The sequence below is a fragment of the Reichenbachiella faecimaris genome, from assembly GCF_900176375.1.
GTDB classification, from domain to species: domain Bacteria; phylum Bacteroidota; class Bacteroidia; order Cytophagales; family Cyclobacteriaceae; genus Reichenbachiella; species Reichenbachiella faecimaris.
In genome coordinates, this window is sequence record NZ_FWYF01000003.1 from 1 (window position 1) to 20,875 (window position 20,875).

Sequence of the window (20,875 nt, forward strand, 5' to 3'; positions counted from 1 at the left end):
AGCGAAGGCAGGTCAAAGGGTTATTGAGCAATCAGTAACCCTTTTTTTGTGCCCCCTTTTTCATTAAATACAAAACCTGTCCTGCCCACTAAATATTGGGACTGGGTTCCAGGAGATGCCTCTGCCACGCTATCGAAAGACTTTACAAACGGATCTTTTTTATGTCTCTTTGATTAAGCAAGAACCCGTTCTTTTTCCGCGGAGAATTCGAAATCTTCCATATTGATAAAGTGTACTTTTTCCATGATAGATACTTCGATGGAGTAAAAATCAAACTCTTCTACGACTTTACCAGTGATCTTATAAACACCTTTGCCTCGAACTGGATACTTGCGTACACTTGGAGGGAAGTGGACGGTGTCAACAAAATCGCCTGCCTGATCTATAAAAGTCCCAAAGTACATTCTTGAGCCATTGGAGGTAGCAGTGTTTTTTATTGCTGTTAGATAGCCGAGCATAGTCACTTGTTTGCCTTTTTTATGAAATATGTCTTGAGCTAAGGTGATATTGTCGATGGGTAAGTTTTTAACCAATATAAATGGATTTTGTAACGGAAAACCTAGAATTTCCATTTCGTCAAAACCATCTTCTCTTGGATCATGATATAGAGCAGGGAGATCATATTTTTTTTGCTGAGTTTCAAAGAGTGAGGGTTGATTATGTCGGGTAGTTTTGGATAGTAAAAGGTGTGCTTGCCACAGTAGTTTCTTTTTGTTCGAATTGATTGATCTGAAGGCACCTATTCGAATCAAAATTTTAAGTTGCTCTAAGGATATATCTACTGAATGAATGAAGTGTTCTAGATTGTTAAATGTACCGACAAAATTTCTTTTGTCTAATAGTTCATAAGTGGTTTGTTGGTCTAGATCATTGATGATGTCTAATCCCAAATAGATAATTGTTCCTTTAATGACGGTTTCCTTTTGGGAGATATTGATACATGGGGCTTCTATGGTAGCACCGTGCATTCTTGCTTCATGGATGTAAAGATCTATTCGGTAGAACCCTCCTCCATTGTTTATTACGCTCACCAGGTATTCTAGCGGATAATGAGCTTTTAAATATAGACATTGATAACTCTCGATGGCGTAGGAGGCTGAATGACCTTTAGCGAAAGCATAGCCTGCAAAACTCATAATCTGAAACCAAACATCTTGAGCTAACTTATCGTCATGTCCCATTTCCTTGCAACGCTTGAAAAACTGGATCTCGACTTCTTTGAATTCTGCTCTGGAACGGTATTTCCCAGACATGCCTCGACGTAATCTATCAGCTTCACCTAGAGTGAGTCCGGCGAAATAATGGGCTACTTTGATTACGTCTTCTTGATAAACCATCACACCATAGGTTTCGGGCATTAATTCAGCTAGTACTGGATGAGCTTCTTTTCTGCGTTCGGGTATGCGGAAACGTAAAATATATTCACGCATCATACCTGACTTGGCCACGCCTGGGCGGATCACAGAACTAGCTGCAACCAGGCCAAGGTAATGGTCAGCTTTCAATTTTTTGAGCAACATACGCATGGCTGGAGATTCTACATAAAAGCAGCCAATGGCTCTGCCATTGCGTAATAAGTCTTTTACTTTCTCATCTTCAAAAAATCGTTTGGTGTCGTGAATGTCAATAGTTGGATGATCGGGGTTGTTTTCTTTAATAATGGCTAAAGAATCCTTGATTTTACCTAGGCCACGTTGGCTAAGAATGTCAAACTTAAAAAGGCCGACATCTTCGGCTTCTACCATGTCAAAATGAGTGATGGGGAAGCCTTTAGGAGGAAGACTTGTAGCTGTATAATGGTAAATAGGTTTTTCGGAAATAATGATGCCACTGGCATGTACGCTAAGATGGCTGGGGATTCCATTGAGCAAAAAGGCGTATTGTAAGACCAGACGAGCGAGGCCGTCTTCTTTCTTCAAAGCTTTTTTAATGTCTTCTTCTCTGGTCATTGTTAATGCACTGATTTCATGTGGGGGAAGACCACACACTTTACCCAGTTCGCGAACTGCAGCTTTGAACTTGAAGGTGCTATAGGTCGCTAGTAGGCATGTATGATCATGGCCAAATGTGTCAAATATATATCTGGTGATATCTTCACGATCACGCCATGAAAAATCAATATCAAAATCAGGTGGATTTTTACGATAGAGATTGATGAACCGTTCGAAATATAAGTCCAGCTCGATGGGATCTACGTCAGTTATTCTTAGCAAATAGGCTACAATGCTATTGGCACCACTGCCTCTGCCTACATAAAAATATTTTTGACGTAAGGCATAGTTGATAATATCCCAATTGACTAAAAAGTAAGATACAAAACCTTTCTGTTGGATAATTTTCAACTCGAGAGCTAATCTTCTATAAATTTTGAAACTGGGCTTTTTGTATCTATAAGGAATGCCTTCAAGGCATTTTGATCTAATGAGTTCGTAGTCCTTTTCAGGTGAACCAGTATAGGTATTGATGTTTTTGTGCGGAAATTGATCGCCAAATTCAAAATGAATTTTACAGGTACTAATAATATGTTCAGTGTTTTTAATCAGTAATGGAAGGTCTTTATAGCTTGCCAATAGATCACTTTTGGAAAGCATTAAATTTGAGGGGTTACCCTCTTCACTTTGGGCTAATTTGCTTAGGAGTGTGTTGTTGTCGATAGCCCGAAGCAGTCTATGAATATTGAAGTCTTGTTTGTGACGAAATGATACAGTAGGAAGGGCAATTAGTTTATGCTGGTGGTTCTTCCATTTGGAGAAGGCCACTTTTAATACCTCACTTGGATCAATACCTATATATTCATTTTCATATAATGGCAATTCCAATGATGACGAAAAGGGGTAAATGATATATACATTTTCAAACTGAGGTGCTCGATTTGGAATTTCTAGTTTATTATGAAGATGTTTGGATAAGAAGATATTGATCTCCTGAAAACCTTTATTGTTTTTGGCAATGGCTACGAATTGTTGTTTGGTACCATTGCGAAAGTCCACACCAATCATAGGGCGAATGCCATATTTAGGAGCGTCTCTAATAAATCTCATGCACCCTGCTGTACTGTTGATGTCGGTCAGGGCGAAAGCAGGTATACCCTTTTTCTGTGCTTCTTCAAGCAGAGCGTTGATGGGCATTACACCATATTTAAAGCTGAAATATGAATGTGTATTAAGGTACATCTTCTCTGAATTTTAATGTATGCTCATGCTTTAGGGGCTCAGTATGGTATTTCATTCTTTTTTCTAATTTCTTCTATTGGCTAGTAATGGTGGTGGTTCTCCAGTGAAGGGGTTGAACCGACTAATGGTTCGTGCTTCAATGCCTGAAGCTCGCATCACTTTGCGGTCGCCGTGTTTGTCACGGATCTTGTCCATGGCTTGATACAAGCGGATGGTTTCTTCGGTATCTTCAAAAAGATTGATTTGATAATGGCCTTCTGCCAAGTGACTATAGCGTACGCCAATGAGTCGCACTAAAAGGCGTTTGTTGTACAATCGATCAAACATCTCCATGATTTTGGGGATCAGCACATGATCAGCGGCCGTATGTGCCACCTTATTTTGAAGGGTATAAGTATTAAAATCAGAGTAGCGGATTTTTATTGTGATGCAGGCGGTTAGCTTTTTCCCTCTTCTTAGTTGAAAGGCTAAGTTTTCGGCCATGGCTAGCATAATAGCTTTAAGCTTGACCACGTCTGTAGTGTCTCTGTCGAAGGTACGCTCAGTGGAAATGGATTTTCTTTCTTGATGGGGAATGACAAGCGAATTGTCAATCCCTTGGGCTTTTTTCCACATTTTGATGCCATGAAGGCCAAAGGCTCTTTCCATTAATTCCACAGGCATTCCTTGGAGGGTGTGAATATATTTAATACCCAATTGGCGAAGTGCATGATAGGTTTTGTCTCCTACCATTGGGATTTTTTTTACTAAAAGAGGAGCAAGAAAAGCTTTTTCCTGTCCAGGCATAATTTGCAATTGATTGTCAGGTTTGACCTCATTGGTGGCTACTTTGGACACTGTTTTATTTTGTGAAAGCCCAAAAGAAATAGGTAATCCTGTGTTTTGCACGATCTTTTTTTTGATCTCTGTAGCCCATTGCATACAGCCAAAAAAATGATCCATACCTGTGAGGTCGATATAAAATTCGTCGATCGAAGATTTCTCAAACAATGGCACATTCTCTCGGATAATTTCCGTGACCTCCTGTGATTTTTTGGTGTATAGACCAGAATTGCCTTTGATGATAATGGCATCAGGACATAACTGCCGGGCCATTTTCATCGGCATGGCCGAATGAATGCCAAAAGCACGTGCTTCATAGCTGCAAGAGGCTACTACGCCACGATCTGAAGTTCCTCCAATCAGTACGGGTTTGCCTATGAGCTTAGGCTCTAATAACCGTTCACAGGAGACAAAGAAGGTGTCCAGATCCATGTGTACAATGGACTTTTGATAGCTCATATCCTTTTGAAGTTTTTAACAAAAATACTAAATAAAATAGTAATAACTAAAATAATTAGTATTTTTAAAGTTCATTCAAATTGTGCTAGATGGGAGCTCTCTTAGAATATTTGATTCTTTTTTCACCTTCTATAGGTGTGAGGCTCGATGTTGCGGAACTCAAAAGGCAATTTGAGAAGCGATATGGATATTTTAAAAGTCGTTATTCTATTGGACATGTCACAGTGGGTAAAGTAGGTATTGTCTCAGGGAAGGAGGAATGGTTTTTTACACATCTGGGATCTCAGATAAGAGAAATAGAATGTTTTAGATTCAGAATTAATGGCTTTGATAAATTTAGTGGTTCGTGTACAATCTATGCTTGCTTTGAAGAGAGTGGGAATTTTAAAATGGTTGGCGAGGCACTTCGAAGAACATCAGAAGTGCATTATTTGAAAAAGTTAAAAAGGATTAATTCTACTCCCCACCTTACAATTGCTAAGCAACTAAAACCCTGGATATTTGAAAGGGCTTATTACCCTGAATATTGTGTAAAAAAGTATAAGAAAACTTTTGATGCGTATGAGGTGACAGTTTTGCGCAGGGCTTATGAGTGGCAGAAGTATGAGATGTTTAAGAAGCTGCCGATGCTAGACTCAGAATACTAGTGGAAGTACGACTGATAGCTTTTTATCTAAACTAGATACTAGGTTTGTTGTTCAGAGTTAAATTGGCTTGACAGCTTAGGTTCAAGTCGTACTTCCACTTTCTACCTTTTTTAACTATTTTTAATAATATGGAACCTAACCAGATGTATCACCTCTTTAACCGAGGTAATAATAGAGGGCTCGTTTTCTTTAAGGATAAAAATTACTCTTATTTCCTAAATAAAGTAAAAAGGCATTTGCTACCTCATGTAGATGTATTGGCATATTGTTTAATGCCTAATCATTTTCATCTACAGGTATACACTAAAAATGATTTCGATTTTGTGGCTTATGGTCATGCGCTAAAAATCATGTTGAGTTCTTATACGAGAGGCATCAATGTACAGGAAGGAAGAACTGGTTCTTTATTTCAGCAGCACACCAAGAAAAAAATACTTACTAATTATGGCTTTGTCTGTTTTCATTATATCCATCAAAACCCTATGAGGACTGGTTTGGTTAGTAAAATGGAAGATTGGCCCTATTGCTCTTTTAACAATTATTTCAAAGGATTACATGATACCATTTGCAATCACAATCTGGCTTGTGAGCTGTTAGATTTACCCATAGACCCGAGTGAATTTTATGATTTATCATATCAGGTGATTAATTATAATGGAAATGGAAGTACGACTGATAGCTTTTCCTCATGATCAGACAATGGGAGTGTTGTTCAGAGTTTGAACTGATCCATAAGTTGTACTTCCACTCTTTAATCACTCATGATTCAGCGCATCTACTGGATTGGCAGTAGCAGACTTGAGGGTCTGGTAGCTGATGGTGATAGCTGTCACTAAGAGTACCACTATGCCAGAGTAGACAAACGAAGCCCACCCGATGTCGATACGATAAGGATAGTTGTCGAGCCACTGATCCATCAGGTAATAACTCACTGGCCAGATAATGACTGTGGCAGTGCCTACAAGTATCAAAAACTCTTTAGAGAGCAACTGAATGATGCTAAATATGGAGCTGCCCAGTACTTTTCTAATAGCAATCTCTCTGGCGCGCTGGATGGCCGTGAATGAGGACAAACCAAACAACCCCAAACAGCCTACTATAATGGCCAGAATAGAGAAGGTGGCAAACAAGTCTTTGAACTGGCGCTCAGATTCGTAGTAGCTATTGAAATACTCATCCAAGAAAAAATAATGGAACGGATTGCCAGGAAAGCTTTTGTACCACTGTTCTTCTATGGAGGAGATGGCTTGAGCGGATTGATCCATATTTACTTTGATCATGAAATATTCTGAACCAGCACCACTAAGGTATATCAAGGTTTTAGGTTTTTCTTCTTTCAGGCTTTCTTGATGGTAGTCAGACATTACACCAACTACAGATGGACTCCAGCGAAATCTTTCTATTTCTATGCGTTTGCCAATGGCCTCTTCAGGCTTTTCGAATCCCAAAGCCCTTGATGCATTTTCTGTGAGGATAACCAAGCTGTCTAAGTCATCACGTAGCTCTTCGGAAAATGCTCTACCCGCAATGATCTCCATGTTCATAGATTCTGAAAAATCGAAGTCAATACCGGCCACACTCAAGGGTACGGCTTCGTCCTGGCTTTGTAGGTTTGTGCGTATAGGCGTTTTGAAACGCAGCTTTTTACCTGGCAACAAGGTAGAGCCTGCTACCGACTGAATTTCGGGCCTTTGTTTTAAACCTGCTTTGAAGGATTTTATTCTATTAGATCTTACTTCGCGTGAAGTATCCTGTTTTGGTGGGCGTTCTACCACGATGGTTTGCTCCATATCAAAACCAAGGTCTCTGCTCTGCATATATTCCATCTGGTCGAATACAGTTGCTGTACCTACGATCAAGGCAACAGACATGGCAAATTGAAAAATGACCAATGCTTTTCTTAGGGCTACTCCACCAGACGAAGTTTTTAGTTTGCCATGCAAGACTTGCATAGGCTTGAATGACGAAAGCACAAAGGCTGGATAAATGCCAGATAAAAGTGACCCAATAAATACTACACTGACTACCATCACCCAAAACCAGGCTTGTATCCAGATGATATAAGTTAAAGGGGTACCACTCAGGTTATGGAATAGATTGCCAGTAATAAAAATGAAAATAAATGCCACTAACATAGCCAAACTGTTGATGACTAGTGACTCTACTAAAAACTGGACAATCAATGAAGATCTGTGCGAGCCCATTACCTTACGAAGACCTACTTCTCTTCCTCTATCAAAAGAGCGCGCCGTGCTTAGATTGATATAATTTACCCAAGCAATAAATAAAATGAAGTACGCAATAATGGAGATATAAAACACACCGTCTCCATTGCCATTGACTTCAGCTTCGTCTGTCAAATTCGAGTAAAGATGAATGTCGTTGAGCGGCTGCAAAGACAATACATCTTTCATGTTTTTCTCCTTGTTCTCTGGTTTGTATTTATCTATGAGAGTAGCGAAACGCGACTCAAGTCTTTGAGGGTTGGCAGTGGGTTCCAGTTTTATGTAAGTATAGAAGTCCTTTCTTCTCCACCCATTTCCATATCGTTTTTTAGCCCACCCATTTCCACTAGTGTCTCTGGTAAATAGGGTGTTGAATGAAATGAGTACATCAAATTTGAGATGTGTGTTTTCAGGGACATCTTCAAATACTCCTGTGACTGTACATAATTCATCATTGAAATCATCATCTTCCAATCGAAGCAGTTTGCCCATTGGGTTTTCATTTCCAAAATACTTTTTGGCCATGGATGCTGAGATGACAATGGTATGTGGTTTTTCTAATGCAGTAGCAGCATCACCCTGAATCATTGGTATGGAAAACATAGGCAAGAAGGCAGCTTCGGCATATAAAAATCTCTTGTGTTTTAAGACCTGAGGATTGGTTTCTCCATTTTCTGAGGTAATAACCACGTTGTTTTTCGAGCCCATATTGTAGAGCTTGGCTGAGCTAGTGACTTCAGGAAACTCTTCTAGTAAAGCAGGGCCTGCTCCTGGATAGTTTTCAGAACTTTTATAGATGAGTTCTCCATTTTGATAAACATCCAATTGAACCCGATAGATATCTTCATTATCAGAAATGTGTTGTTCATAGCTCTTTTCAAAAGCTACAAAATGATTGATCATTAAGAATGCTGCCAGACCAATGGCCAGTCCGAAAATATTGATGAAAGAGTATAATTTGTTCTTGAGTAGGCTGCGAACAGCTACGTTGAAATAGTTTTTGAGCATTGGTTTGAGTTTTTGGTTACTAAGAAGATGTCATAACCTCCCAAAAAGTTGCAGGAAGGAAGATAAAATTCGTAGTAGAGGGTTTATCACATGATGTATTTCTTAAGAAGTTCTTCTTTATACGCTCTTCCAATGGGAATGACATTGCTACCTATCAAGTAAATCTGATTGCCAACTATTTTATCAATTTTGGCTGTATTGATCAGGTATGATTTGTGTACCCTTACAAATTGAAGCTTTGTAAGCTGCTCCTCCCAATTTTTCAATGATTCTGAGGAGAGGTGTTTTTTTGATGAGAGATGAATCTCTGTGTAGTCAGCATCAGATTTGATATAATAGATATCCGTCAGGTTTATACGAATGTGCTCATATCCTGACTTGATAAAAATCTCTTGGTTTTGGCCTCCTTTTCTTTCTGATGACGCAGCCTGTCGTAATGCAGTTACCTTGGACACGGCTTTGACGAACCGCTCGAATGAAAAGGGTTTCAGAAGATAATCCACCACATTGAACTCATAACTCTCCAGGGCATAGTCAGAAAACGCTGTTGTCAATATAACATGGGATGCATTTGGAAGTGTTTTCAGAAAGTCAATTCCAGATATTTTAGGTAGGTGAATATCCAAAAACAGGAGATCAATACTTTGAGTATTAATAGTATCTATGGCTTGCAGTGCATCAGAATAGGTGCCTATCAAGCGCAAGGTTCCGATATCTTCAATATACCTTTTGAGGATGCGCTGGGCAGGAAGCTGATCTTCTATGATGATGCAGTTCATTTTTTTATTTGTCCAAGTTCATTTTAAGGTTGACCTGATATTCATTTTCTGTTTTTGTAATGTTCAATGTGTGAGAATCTGGATAAAGCAGTTGTAGTCTTTTCTGCACATTTTCTAAGCCTATTCCACTATTGATGTCTTGTGTATTGGTTTGTTCCAAATAGGAATTGGTACAAGTAAAGTGTAACTCACCTTTTGCTGTCACACTCAGGTCAATGAAAATCTCAATATTTTCAGTCTGACTGGATGAACTATGTTTGAAGGCATTTTCCACAAAAATGATCAAGATCAAAGGAGCAATTCGACAATCTCCTGTAAGTTCTGGCCTATCAAAATTCACTCTTCCCCTGCCTTCTATCTGTAGATTGTTTAGGTTGATAAAATTGCTCAAGTGCTCCACCTCCTTGGTCAAAGACACATACTTGGCCTGACAATCATAGAGCATGTACCTCATCACGGCGGACAACTCCAAGATGATGGTAGGTGTCTGTGGTGAGTTTTCTATCGCGTGGGCATAGAGATTGTTTAGGTTATTAAACAGAAAGTGAGGATTAATCTGAGATTTCAAAAATTGCAATTCACTTTCCTTTACTGTGTCTTTCAATTCTTCTACTTCTTTCTGCTTGCCCAGTGCGTCCCATGCAAATTTGAATCCCGACAGAATGCCAATGGTAGGAAACATGTTCAACAAGTTTCCCAATGCGATAAACCTTTGTCCACGAGTGTCTGGAAAGTATATTTTTTCAAGTATAAACTCTTCTATCAATACCATGGCAGCAACTATCAGCAAAAAATAAAGTGTGAACTGCAGATACTTTTTCGTGTAAATGCACGAAGGTAGCAGCCAGTAATTAATGATGAGTGCACCAGCAGCATAGTTGAGAAAAAACACATATTCATATTCTTCAAACTGCGGATTGTGTCTGCTGTAGCCATAAAAAACGAATACCACTGCATTCAGAATCAGCTGAAATATGGCTTCTCTAATACTTATGAATGGCTTTTTTTGGGGTGTCATGCTTCAAATATATGGTGTAGAAAATGTATTTGATAATGATTTCTGGTCAACGACGTAAAAGTTAGGTTGATCAACAATTCTGTGCGAGTTTGAACCTACTTGTCGTTGACCAGTAAAGTTTTACCGTTCACAGAATAATTGTAGCCCTGACACAGTCTTGCCGTTTCTTTGTAGCAGACTCAAATTCTTAATAATGACCAAAAAAGCAATTTCACTTTTACTCCTTCAGTTTTTTTGCCTTTTGGCCACAAGTCTGCAAGCTCAGCCGGGCACAAGCCTAGGTCGTGTTGAAAGGGGGAGCCCTTTTAAAATCACTGGGCAACTCATTGATGGTGAGACAAGGATTCCACTAGAATATGCATCTGCAAGTTTGTTTTCCATTCAGGACAGTTTATTGGTGGATGGCAGTATTACAAATGAGCGAGGGTTTTTTACCATTACGCCAAGACCAGGAAGGTATTATCTCAGGTTGCAATTCATCTCTTATGAACAAAAATACGTGAATGACTTAGTGCTCAATCATGAAAACAAAGTGATTGACTTGGGTGCTATCAAAATGTCTCCAGACGCAGAAACACTTGAAGAAGTGGTAGTGGCAGGCAAGCGTGATCAGATGCAATTAGAGCTAGACAAACGAGTATTCAACGTCAGTGAAAACTTGAGTAATATAGGAGCCAATGCTTCTGAAATTATGGACAATCTGCCGTCTGTTTCTGTTGATGTAGAAGGTACTGTAAGTTTACGAGGGAGTAGCAACGTCAGAATTTTGGTAAACGGAAAACCTTCCGGGCTGGTGGGTATTAGTGATGCCAATGGTCTTCGCCAACTACAGGGGAATCTCATTGAGCGCATTGAGGTTATTACCAATCCGTCGGCTCGTTATGATGCTGAAGGTAGTGCTGGCATTATCAATATCATTCTGAAAAAGGAGCGAGAAAAAGGCTTCAATGGTTCTTTTACCACAAACTTGGGCTATCCGGCTAACCATGGATTTTCAGGCAGTGTCAATTATAGAGCTGGCAATTTCAATGTATTTGGAAGTTATGGTATCAATTATAGAGAAAACCCTGGAGGTGGATATACCAATCGTATTGGTTTTGGCTCGGATACACTGATTACGCATATTGATAATGAGCGAGTGAGAAGAGACATTTCACATACTTATCGATTAGGTACAGACTATTACATTAATGAAAATAATATCCTTACAGCTTCTGGTTTAGTGAAAATCGCTAACGAAGAAAATACAACTGACATTACCTATTATGATTGGGATGTAAATGATGCATTGTTGTCTAATACTTTTAGAAGGGACTTTGAAAAAGAAGATGATGATAATTATGAATATCAATTAAGCTATAGACGGATCATGGAAGGAGAAGGGCATGAGTTGACAGCAGACTTTCAGTATCGCAGTAATGACGAAACAGAAAAGTCTAGTATTGACTCAGCTAACCTGCTTACCGACTCGGATCAAATCATGTATCAGCGCTCAATAAATGTACAAGGAGATAAGAATATTATGATGCAGCTGGATTATGTGAACCCATTTGGTGAGGGGAAAAAAATAGAAGCAGGCTACAGAGGAACTATTAGAAAAATAACTAGTGACTACCTGGTAGAGCAAGTAGATGACCAAGGCGAGTGGTTGCCCTATAAGAATTTTTTAAACCGATTCGAGTATGATGAGAACGTGCACGCAGTCTACGGAATTTATGAAAACAAAATGGATAAGTGGGGTTATCAGCTAGGTATCCGATTGGAACAGACGCTTATTAGTACGTATCAACGCGAAACCGACCAATCCAATGACAAGAGATATTTGAATGCCTTTCCAAGTGCCTTTGTATCTTATAAGTTTGATAAAAAAAAGTCTGTTCAGGCTAGTTATAGCCGACGTATTTCCCGCCCAAGATTTTGGTATTTGAATCCATTCTCTTCCTTCAGTGATCCAAGAAATATTCGAACAGGTAATACGGATTTAGATCCCGAATATGCTGATTCTTACGAAGTGGGTTGGTTGTATAACTTGGAGCAGGCTTCTATTTATTTGGGTGGGTATTACAGATATACCACAGGTGTCATTAACAGAATTGAAACTTCAGATGATGGATATACCACGGTTTCGACACCTTATAACATTGGTACTGCAAATGCCTATGGCATAGAAACTAATTTTAGCTTGGATCCATTGGATTGGCTCAATATCAATGGAAATGCCAATTTTTACAGGGCCATGACCCAAGGAGAATACAAAGATGTGAAATTGGATAGAGACACCTATACGGCCAGCTTTAGGCTAAACAATAAAGTAAAAATTGGGAAGGTAAATATTCAGCTGAGTGGATGGTATCGCGCACCCGAAAATACTACACAAGGTAAACGAAAGGCCATGTATGCTATGGACTTGGGCAGCAATATGGATGTCATGAAGGGTAACGGCACATTGACTTTTTTTGTGAAGGACGTTTTCAACACCCGAAAATGGAGAGGCACTACCCTAGCTTCCAATTTTTCTGAAGAAAGTGAGTTTCAATGGCGTTCTAGGCAAGCCGGCTTGTCATTCACCTACCGCATCAATCAGAAAAAATCTCGATCTAGGGGTGAGCGTGGAGAAGGAGGTGATATGGATGGAGGGGATTTCTAGATATAAAACTCCGATGTGTGTTTGATTTCCTTTAGCACAAAAGTGGTATTGAGTACGCCTATGTTTTCTATTTTGGATAGTTTGTATCTTACGAACTCATGATAATCTTCCAGGCTTTTTACATTGATTTTAAGAATAAAATCTACTTGACCAGCCATATGATAGCACTCTTGTACCTCTTCTAGATCTTGAATCTGTTTTTCGAAGTTGTCGATAAAAGCAGCATTGTGGTACTGCATAGAAACCTGGCAAAGACCCGTCACTGATCGCCCAATCAATTCTTTATCTAGAATGGCCGCATATCGTTTGATATACCCCTCTTTTTCCAGCCGCCGTATTCTTTCATAAACTGGTGAGATGGTGAGGTTGAGTTGGGTAGCTATTTCTTTCGCTGTGATCTTGGCATCCTTTTGCAAGATTCTCAGTATGGTTTTATCTATTTCATCCATGGTGCCGTAATTTTTTCTTTTCGCGACTTGCTAAGGTCATGGTAAAAGTAATAATTACTGACAATAACACATCTGGTAGCTATTATTATGGTTCATATTCTAATTGAAAAGAATATATACTAAAATTGTATCAAATATGAGTGTTGAACATTAACCCAAAAATTTAGCAATCATGGCACGTTCCTTAATCATAGGTGCAGGTGGACAACTAGGCACTGTACTTACTCAATCCCTTCGAGACATTTATGGTAATGACCAGGTAGTCCGATCTGATATGCGAGTATTGGATAATATCACTGGGCCATTTGAGGTGATAGACGCCACGGATGCAGATCGCATTGAAGAAGTAGTCAAGCAGTATGAAATTGAGGAAATCTATCATCTGGCTGCAATTCTCTCCGCGAATGGAGAGAAAAACCCGTTGGGTACTTGGGAGATTAACATGAAGACCTTGTTCAATGTTTTGGAAGTATCAAGATTGAATGGCGTGAAGAAGGTTTTCTATCCTAGCTCGATTGCCGTGTTTGGTAGTGAGGTGGATCAGCAAAATACTCCTCAGGCATCCTTTCTAAATCCATCTACAGTTTATGGTATCAGCAAAGCGGCTGGGGAGAACTGGGCACAATACTATTTTCAGCGATACGGATTGGACGTAAGATCATTGCGTTACCCTGGTGTAATTGGGTACCAATCTTTACCAGGGGGAGGGACAACTGATTATGCTGTTGATATTTATCATAAAGCTATAGCTGGAGAGAAGTTTTCATGTTTTCTTGAAGAACACACTACGCTGCCCATGATCTATATGGATGATGCCATTCGAGCAACCATAGAATTGATGCAAGCACCAAAAGAAAGTATTAAAACAAGAACTTCTTATAATCTAGCAGGTATGAGTTTCTCTCCAAATGAGATTGCTGAGTCTATTCGGGCGCTTTATCCAGACTTTGAGATCTCTTACGATCCAGATTTTAGACAGCAGATAGCCGCGAGTTGGCCACAGAGCATAGATGACTCAAGAGCAAGAGCAGATTGGGGATGGAAGCCAGCTTATGATCTAAAATCAATGACAGCAGACATGATAAAAAACTTAAAACTGAAATATTCCACTGCAGAATAAATCCTTCTTTATAGTTTTGCGTAAGCAAGAGCAAGTCATGCGCAAAATCACAGCAATCATATTGTCACTTTTTTATCTGCTTATTGCAGCAGATGCATCTGTAGCTATACATAAATGCATGGGCTCCATTGAGTCAATAGATTTGGTTCAGACGGCTGAGGTTTGTTGTTGTGGAGACATGAACACTGATAGTTGCTGTGAAAATGAAACAGTTGACCTGCCTCAAGATCAAGAAGAGAAAGTGGTTAGCAACTATTCCTTCTCATTTGCGAATGATATCTTTCAGCTGATTGAACTTCCTTCTCAATTAATTCTGGAAAAACATAATCCAGATCGTCTAGTTTTCGGGTTTAGTGATGTAGACCCTCCTACCCATATCCCTGCATACGTCAAGTATTGCGCCTTTACTTTCTACGGTTAAATTTTTGATTATTATAGCCTATTGTGGCTGATTCTGCTAAATGCTAGCAGTCCTTTTTTTTACAATCTAGAATTTAATAACAATGAAAACATATAAGAACATATTATATACTATGCTTTTGATAGCCCTCCCAGTTTTGGCGAATGCTCAAAAGCAAGACAAATCAATTGTCACATGCGAATTCACTGTTCAGGGTGTATGCGAAATGTGCGAGGAAAGAATCGAAGAAGCTGCTTTGATTAAAGGAGTGAAAATGGTTGAGTGGGACAACGCCACGGGTGTTTTGAAAGCTGTTTATCGACAAGATAAAATCTCCGAAAAGGAGATTCACGAAGCCATTGCCGCCGCAGGTCATACCACAGATCAGGTTCAGGCCAGTGAAGAGTCTTATAGCAAGCTTCCGAAATGCTGTGCGTACAATGACGGTGTACATAAACACTAAGCGACATGATACGAAATATTTTGTTGCTGGTGATGACCTTAGGGTCAATCCCTGATACATGGGCTCAGGTTAATAATACCGTGAGCGGAAAGGTCTATGAATTGAATGACAAAGGTGATCAAGTACCACTTGTGGGTGCCAATGTTTATTGGCTAGGAACAACCAAGGGGACTCCTACTGGTATTAATGGTCAATTCAATCTCGAAAGAGTTGCTGGTATGGATCAGTTGGTGGTGAGTTATATTGGTTATCAGAACGATACTTTGAAAGTGACAAGTAATCAGGAGCTTACGGTTCAGTTGGTTCCAGATGCGACATTGGATGAGGTAGAAATAGAATACAGACAAAAAACCGTTCAAATTGATTACCTAAATCCATTAAAATCAGAACACATTAGCGAAAAGGAGCTACTGAAAGCGGCATGTTGCAATCTGAGCGAAAGCTTTGAAACCAATCCTAGTGTTGATGTGTCTTTTACGGATGCTGTGACTGGCACTCGACAAATCCAGATGCTCGGATTGGCAGGACCTTATACTCAAATTACAAGAGAAAATATGCCCGACGTGCGAGGCTTGTCAGCCATTTATGGCATGGTCTATATTCCAGGTACTTGGATAGAGAGCATTCAGCTCAACAAAGGGGCAGGTTCTGTGGTGAATGGCTATGAAAGTGTGGCTGGTCAGATCAATGTGGAGCTCAGAAAGCCCGAAGAGAGTGATAAGCTTTATGCAAATATTTACGGCAATGAAGGTGGTCGATTTGAGGCCAATTTGAATTGGAGTCAAAAGGTAGGGAAGAATTGGACAACAGCTGTTTTATTGCACACAAAGGCTAATGCCATTGAGCGTGATAGGAATAAAGATGGGTTTTTAGATAATCCTTTAAGTCAGCATTTTATTGGACTTAATCGCTGGAAGTACATTGGTGCGAATGGTTTGATGATGCAGTTTGGCGTAAAAGGGACTTATATTGACAACCTAGGCGGTCAAGTAGGTTTCGATCCAGAAACAGATCGTGGGACTACCAATGCCTGGGGTATGAATCTATTGACCAAACGGTATGAAGGTTGGGCTAAAATTGGTAAAGTTTATATTGAGCAACCTTGGAAGTCCGTAGGCTTACAGATATCAGGTGTTTACCATGATCAGGATTCGTATTTTGGGTTAAATGAATATGATGCGAATCAGCAGAGTTTTTATGGTAACTTCATTTATCAGAGTATGATCGGAACGACTGATCATCAATTTAAAACGGGTGCCAGTATCCAATATGATCAATACGATGAAGTATTAAATACCAATGATTATGGCAGAACAGAAGTTGTGCCAGGAGCATATTTTGAATACAGCTACTCCATGCTGGATAAGTTCAATGCTATGGCTGGCATTCGGGTAGATCATCATAATTTATATGGAACATTTATGACGCCCAGAATCCATTTGCGTTATGCACTGACAGATCAGACTGTGCTCAGAGCATCAATGGGTCGTGGACAGCGAACGGCCAGCATCTTTGCCGAGAACATTGGATTGTTTGCTTCTTCTCGCCAGATCATCGTGCAAGGAGACAATAGTGACAAGCCTTTTGGATTGGATGCTGAGGTGGCTTGGAATTATGGGATCAATTTGACTCAGGAGTTTAGATTGGATTATCGCGAGGGTAGCTTCAGTGTGGAGTATTATCGTACCAATTTTGAGAACCAGATTGTGGTTGATTTGGATCAGAGTCCTCAACAGGTTTCTTTTTATAATCTGAATGGAGCGTCTTATTCAAATAGCTTTCAAGCACAAGTGGACTATGAGATACTGAAGTTTGTTGACATGCGGATTGGCTATAGGTGGTTTGATGTCAATACTACTTATGGTGATGCCACTTTACAAAAACCACTGGTTTCAGCCCATAGAGCATTTTTGAATCTTGGCTATGAAACTCGCTCTGATTGGAAGTTCGATTATACTTTCAATTGGCAGGGAGAGAAGAGAATTCCTTTTACAGGAAGCAATCCTTCAGATTATCAATTGCAGCAGAAGTCACCTGATTTCTATTTGATGAATGTGCAGGTAACTAAAAGTTGGAATGATCGATTTGAAGTCTATGTTGGCGTAGAAAACTTGTTGAATTATAAGCAAGAGAGCCCCATTTTGGCAAGTGAAGATCCATTTGGCGATTACTTCGATAGTTCACTGGTTTGGGGGCCTATTTTTGGTAGAAATACTTATGCAGGCTTGAGATATAGAATGAAGTAGGAAAGTCAGAAGCTAGAAGTCAGAAGGCCGAAGTAACATAGGGTCTTTCCTACTTCTAGCTTTTATTCTTTCACTACCAGCTTAAAGCCTACACCGTGGTAATTTTCAATATCTACATTCTCATCAAACTTGAGATATTTTCTTAGTTTTGAAATGAAAACATCCAAACTACGGCCTTTGAAATAATCATCATCTCCCCACAAGGCAATGAGGAGCTCTTCGCGTTTTACCAATGTATCCTTACGGTCTGATAGGTACTGTAAGATCTCTGCTTCTCGTCGAGTTAGTTTTTGCTGATGATCATCAAGGGTTAGTGTAAAGCTGTTGAGGTCGAAAGAATATAGCCCTAAGAAACGAACGGTATTTTCTTTTTCTGACGCTCCCCCTCTGCGTAGAAAGACCTCAATTCTGTATATGAGCTCCTCCATAGAAAAAGGTTTTGTCATATAGTCATCTCCACCAATTTTAAAACCTTCCAACTTGTCTTCCTGCATACCTTTGGCTGTTAAGAATATGATGGGAGTCATTTTACTTCGCTGTCTTATTTTTTCAGCCAGTGAAAAACCGTCCATTTTCGGGAGCATCACATCCAATATACAGAGGTCAAAAGCTTTTGAATCAAAATCTTTTAATCCGATTTCTCCATCAGTGCTTAAATGAACCATGTAATCATTATTTTCCAAACTATCCTTAATTACAAAGCCTAGACTTTCATCATCTTCTACTAACAAAATGTGCTTTTTCATGATTTAGGAAGGTGAATGGTGAATGCGGTGCCACTTGGTGAACTTTCCAGAGATATACGCCCTTTGTGAGCTTCTACAATCATTTTTACATAATATAGGCCGAGGCCAAAGCCCTTGACGTTGTGTACGTTTCCAGTGGGTACGCGATAAAATTTCTTGAATATTAGGTCTTGTTCCTTCTTGTCAATGCCTTGTCCATTGTCTTTGATAATTATGGTCAAAGTGTTTTTATCTGAATGAGTTGAGACGGCTACTTTGGGAATATTTTCATTGTATTTCAATGCATTGTCCAGTAGGTTATAAATGATATTAGTGAGGTGAACTTTATCGGCAGAGAGTATGGTTTCTTTTGCCCTGTTATCAAAAGAAATTTGTCCACCATTGGGTAAGTTTAATTGTGCACTTTGAATGGATTGGTCTATGAGCTCGTTAAGATTCAACTCTTGTTTGGTTAGGCTGATTGTATTTTTTTCGACTGTTGCCATTTGCAAAACACGATCTACTTGATTTTGTAATCGGGTAGCTTCCTTTTTTATGATTTGAGCATACTGGGACAGTCTTTCGGGTTGGTTAGCTATCTCTTTGGATTGCAACACATCTGAGGATAGTGCTATGGTTGAAATTGGTGTCTTAAACTCGTGTGTCATGTTGTTGATAAAATCTTTCTGGATTTCAGAAAGTTTCTTTTGTCTAAAAATGGCCAGGAGTGTATACCCAAAAAACACAACCACAATGAGCAAGACGATTGAAGAAAATCCCCAAATCCACATTTCACCCGCAAGGGTTGAAGTCTTATTAGGAAAATAGACACCAAAATAGTAGGCGTCTTTGTTGAGTTGAGGAAAAGTGGACGAGGCTGGAGAGGAGGTCGTGTTTTCTTTTAAGTTGATATATCTACCGTACACCATTTCACGGTTTGTGCAGTCGAACACCCCATATTCGAAATCTTCGGCAATCTCTCTTTTTTGAAATTCACTTTTCAATATGGTTTCGAGTATCTCGGGCGCGATTTTATTATTGAGATTGACAATGAAATAGTTGGAAGAGAGCTGCTCTATGGGATCTGGAAGAATTTCGTTCTGATTGATTTCGCACAACGTACTTGTTACGTTCAATAGCGCCAGATTGACGTTATGTTCAAATTGCTTGTTGCTCAGATCAAAAGCCTTGCCCATCCAGAAAATCTGAATGAACAAAATACCACCTATTGATATAGCGGCTAAGAATACAACCAGTCTGAATGTTTTTCTGTTCATGATGTAATTGCTTACCCAAAAGACTTCATTCTAAGTCAAAAACAGCTCGATTCTCCATGCTTTAACATTACATTAACAATTGATAGGAATCTATTAACACAGCGTCTGATCTTACTATTTCACCTTTGGAGGGTAATTATTTTAAACTTAAACAATAATACTATGAAAAAGTATCTTGCATTTTTGACGTTGGCTATAGCCATAGTTTCATTCAATTTCACGACCATTGAAAATAGTAATGTGGGAGCTGTAATGTCATGGAATCTGACCGAGTATGATTTTGGTCAGATTGAGCTCAACAGGCCCGTGACTGCCGATTTTAAGTTTCAGAATTCTGGAACGACGCCTCTAGTTATAGTTTCGGCCCAGGGTTCATGTGGGTGTACAGTGGCTGAGTATACTAAAGGAGAAATCTTACCAGGAGAGTTTGGTGAGGTTACTGCTACCTACAATGCTGCCAAAGTAGGTGTGTTCAACAAGGCGGTAACTGTAAATGCTAATACAGCCAATGGCCCAATTACTTTAAGAGTTAAAGGAGAAGTGGTCAATTAAAAAACAAAAAGGGCTTTGAATTTGATTCAAAGCCCTTTTTAATGTCTTTTGGAAATCGGTTTAGTCGTTTTCGACTGTTTCGGTTTCTTTATTTCCACAATAAGTACACTTGTACTTTTGAGTTGTGTACTTGCCCTCATCTTCTTCACTTTCCAATCTCAAAGTTCTGAATTTACAGCTAGGACAAAGTTTGTTAGGATTACCTACATATTTTTCAATAACAGTAACCTTGGTATCTTCATCTAACCACACATCATAGTCAAAGTGATTCAATTCTTCTTCATGAATCATTTCCTTAGTAAGGTAGGCATCTTCCTCTTCCTCGTTGAGTAATCTCATGGCCTTACCACTTGGCGCTTTTCTTTCCTTAAATCGAATTTTAGCCAATTTATCTTCCAAAATAGAAGGGTAGTAAATCCTCAGATAAGTATTTATCGCAGAACCTACTAAAAAGGCAAAACCTAAGGGCAAAATGAGCTTCATTGACAAAGCTAGGGCATTAGTCAAATCCCTATCCTTGATCAGAATAGCAGAGATAAAAATAGCCCCTGCTGCTACCAGTCCTAAAGAGGCTGTCCACAGTACATTGATCTCATTTTTGGCTCTAAAACGGTATCTAGTAGATCTACCAGATATCACCTGGATAACCCCAAAATAAAATAGATAACCTATCAGTGATCCGCTAACGAGTATTATTGCTATAAATTCAGCGAGATATTGAGCGTAATGCAACATCTCTACTAAAGACGCATCGGGTTGATTCATAATATTCTTTTAAAAGTATAAATATTCACATTTTAAAGATAAGAAAAAAAATAGGACTTGGACTCAACTATCAAAAAATATGAGTTTGGAATAACTTGTC

The 20,875-nt window shown here is 39.2% G+C and carries 17 protein-coding genes; 8 read left to right on the top strand and 9 right to left on the bottom strand.

What is annotated here, in order from left to right:
* Nucleotides 1-173 precede the first annotated feature (173 nt).
* Together B9A58_RS12555 and dinB are read right to left on the bottom strand one after the other, a co-directional pair.
* Complete coding sequence (locus B9A58_RS12555; protein WP_084373228.1) at nucleotides 174-3,173, bottom strand: DNA polymerase III subunit alpha; 3,000 nt, start codon at nucleotides 3,171-3,173, stop codon at nucleotides 174-176.
* 63 nt (nucleotides 3,174-3,236) lie between these two features.
* Nucleotides 3,237-4,454 carry a DNA polymerase IV gene (gene dinB, locus B9A58_RS12560; protein ID WP_084373229.1) on the bottom strand — a complete coding sequence of 406 codons (1,218 nt, stop codon included), beginning with the start codon at nucleotides 4,452-4,454 and terminating at the stop codon, nucleotides 3,237-3,239.
* Nucleotides 4,455-4,543: 89 nt separating this feature from the next.
* Here dinB and B9A58_RS12565 point away from each other — a divergent pair, with 89 nt between their 5' ends.
* Both B9A58_RS12565 and B9A58_RS12570 read left to right on the top strand, forming a co-directional pair.
* Nucleotides 4,544-5,101 (top strand): 2'-5' RNA ligase family protein, encoded by a 558-nt coding sequence (locus B9A58_RS12565; RefSeq protein WP_084373230.1) that lies wholly within the window; start codon nucleotides 4,544-4,546, stop codon nucleotides 5,099-5,101.
* Between the two features lie 272 nt (nucleotides 5,102-5,373).
* Nucleotides 5,374-5,793 (top strand): hypothetical protein, encoded by a 420-nt coding sequence (locus tag B9A58_RS12570; RefSeq protein WP_245827081.1) that lies wholly within the window; start codon nucleotides 5,374-5,376, stop codon nucleotides 5,791-5,793.
* A gap of 63 nt (nucleotides 5,794-5,856) precedes the next feature.
* Here the strand turns inward: B9A58_RS12570 and B9A58_RS12575 are convergent, their stop codons facing one another.
* From B9A58_RS12575 to B9A58_RS12585, 3 genes are all read right to left on the bottom strand, one after another.
* On the bottom strand, nucleotides 5,857-8,334 hold the full coding sequence (locus B9A58_RS12575) for an ABC transporter permease (protein WP_084373232.1): 2,478 nt from the start codon (nucleotides 8,332-8,334) through the stop codon (nucleotides 5,857-5,859).
* Between the two features lie 86 nt (nucleotides 8,335-8,420).
* A complete protein-coding gene (locus B9A58_RS12580) occupies nucleotides 8,421-9,113 on the bottom strand; it encodes a LytR/AlgR family response regulator transcription factor (protein WP_084373233.1) in 693 nt (230 codons plus the stop codon).
* A 4-nt stretch (nucleotides 9,114-9,117) separates the two neighbouring features.
* Nucleotides 9,118-10,131, bottom strand: a complete 1,014-nt coding sequence (locus B9A58_RS12585) for a sensor histidine kinase (RefSeq protein WP_084373234.1) — start codon at nucleotides 10,129-10,131, stop codon at nucleotides 9,118-9,120.
* A gap of 193 nt (nucleotides 10,132-10,324) precedes the next feature.
* On the opposite strand from B9A58_RS12585, the gene B9A58_RS12590 reads away from it, so the two are divergent.
* On the top strand, nucleotides 10,325-12,778 hold the full coding sequence (locus B9A58_RS12590) for a TonB-dependent receptor (protein WP_084373235.1): 2,454 nt from the start codon (nucleotides 10,325-10,327) through the stop codon (nucleotides 12,776-12,778).
* Here B9A58_RS12590 and B9A58_RS12595 read toward each other — a convergent pair.
* On the bottom strand, nucleotides 12,775-13,227 hold the full coding sequence (locus B9A58_RS12595) for an Lrp/AsnC family transcriptional regulator (RefSeq protein WP_084373236.1): 453 nt from the start codon (nucleotides 13,225-13,227) through the stop codon (nucleotides 12,775-12,777). The two genes, B9A58_RS12590 and B9A58_RS12595, sit on opposite strands and share 4 nt — an antisense overlap.
* Before the next feature lie 172 nt (nucleotides 13,228-13,399).
* Between B9A58_RS12595 and B9A58_RS12600 the strand changes: the two genes are divergently transcribed.
* From B9A58_RS12600 to B9A58_RS12615, 4 genes are all read left to right on the top strand, one after another.
* Nucleotides 13,400-14,347: an NAD-dependent epimerase/dehydratase family protein gene (locus tag B9A58_RS12600; RefSeq protein WP_084373237.1), complete on the top strand. Its 948-nt coding sequence runs from the start codon at nucleotides 13,400-13,402 to the stop codon at nucleotides 14,345-14,347.
* Nucleotides 14,348-14,384: 37 nt separating this feature from the next.
* On the top strand, nucleotides 14,385-14,768 hold the full coding sequence (locus B9A58_RS12605; protein ID WP_084373238.1) for an HYC_CC_PP family protein: 384 nt from the start codon (nucleotides 14,385-14,387) through the stop codon (nucleotides 14,766-14,768).
* An 82-nt stretch (nucleotides 14,769-14,850) separates the two neighbouring features.
* Nucleotides 14,851-15,210, top strand: a complete 360-nt coding sequence (locus B9A58_RS12610; protein WP_084373239.1) for a heavy-metal-associated domain-containing protein — start codon at nucleotides 14,851-14,853, stop codon at nucleotides 15,208-15,210.
* 5 nt (nucleotides 15,211-15,215) lie between these two features.
* Nucleotides 15,216-17,456, top strand: coding sequence for a TonB-dependent receptor (locus tag B9A58_RS12615; protein WP_084373240.1), 2,241 nt, complete (start codon nucleotides 15,216-15,218; stop codon nucleotides 17,454-17,456).
* 62 nt (nucleotides 17,457-17,518) lie between these two features.
* Here the strand turns inward: B9A58_RS12615 and B9A58_RS12620 are convergent, their stop codons facing one another.
* Both B9A58_RS12620 and B9A58_RS12625 read right to left on the bottom strand, forming a co-directional pair.
* Nucleotides 17,519-18,202 (bottom strand): response regulator transcription factor, encoded by a 684-nt coding sequence (locus tag B9A58_RS12620; RefSeq protein WP_084373241.1) that lies wholly within the window; start codon nucleotides 18,200-18,202, stop codon nucleotides 17,519-17,521.
* Complete coding sequence (locus B9A58_RS12625) at nucleotides 18,199-19,458, bottom strand: sensor histidine kinase (protein ID WP_084373242.1); 1,260 nt, start codon at nucleotides 19,456-19,458, stop codon at nucleotides 18,199-18,201. The genes B9A58_RS12620 and B9A58_RS12625 overlap by 4 nt, the downstream gene beginning before the upstream one ends.
* Nucleotides 19,459-19,620: 162 nt before the next feature.
* On the opposite strand from B9A58_RS12625, the gene B9A58_RS12630 reads away from it, so the two are divergent.
* The gene (locus tag B9A58_RS12630; protein ID WP_084373243.1) at nucleotides 19,621-20,010 is read left to right on the top strand and encodes a DUF1573 domain-containing protein; all 390 of its coding nucleotides are present in this window, start codon (nucleotides 19,621-19,623) and stop codon (nucleotides 20,008-20,010) included.
* A 60-nt stretch (nucleotides 20,011-20,070) separates the two neighbouring features.
* Here B9A58_RS12630 and B9A58_RS12635 read toward each other — a convergent pair whose 3' ends face one another.
* Nucleotides 20,071-20,775 carry a hypothetical protein gene (locus tag B9A58_RS12635; RefSeq protein ID WP_084373244.1) on the bottom strand — a complete coding sequence of 235 codons (705 nt, stop codon included), beginning with the start codon at nucleotides 20,773-20,775 and terminating at the stop codon, nucleotides 20,071-20,073.
* Nucleotides 20,776-20,875 lie beyond the last annotated feature (100 nt).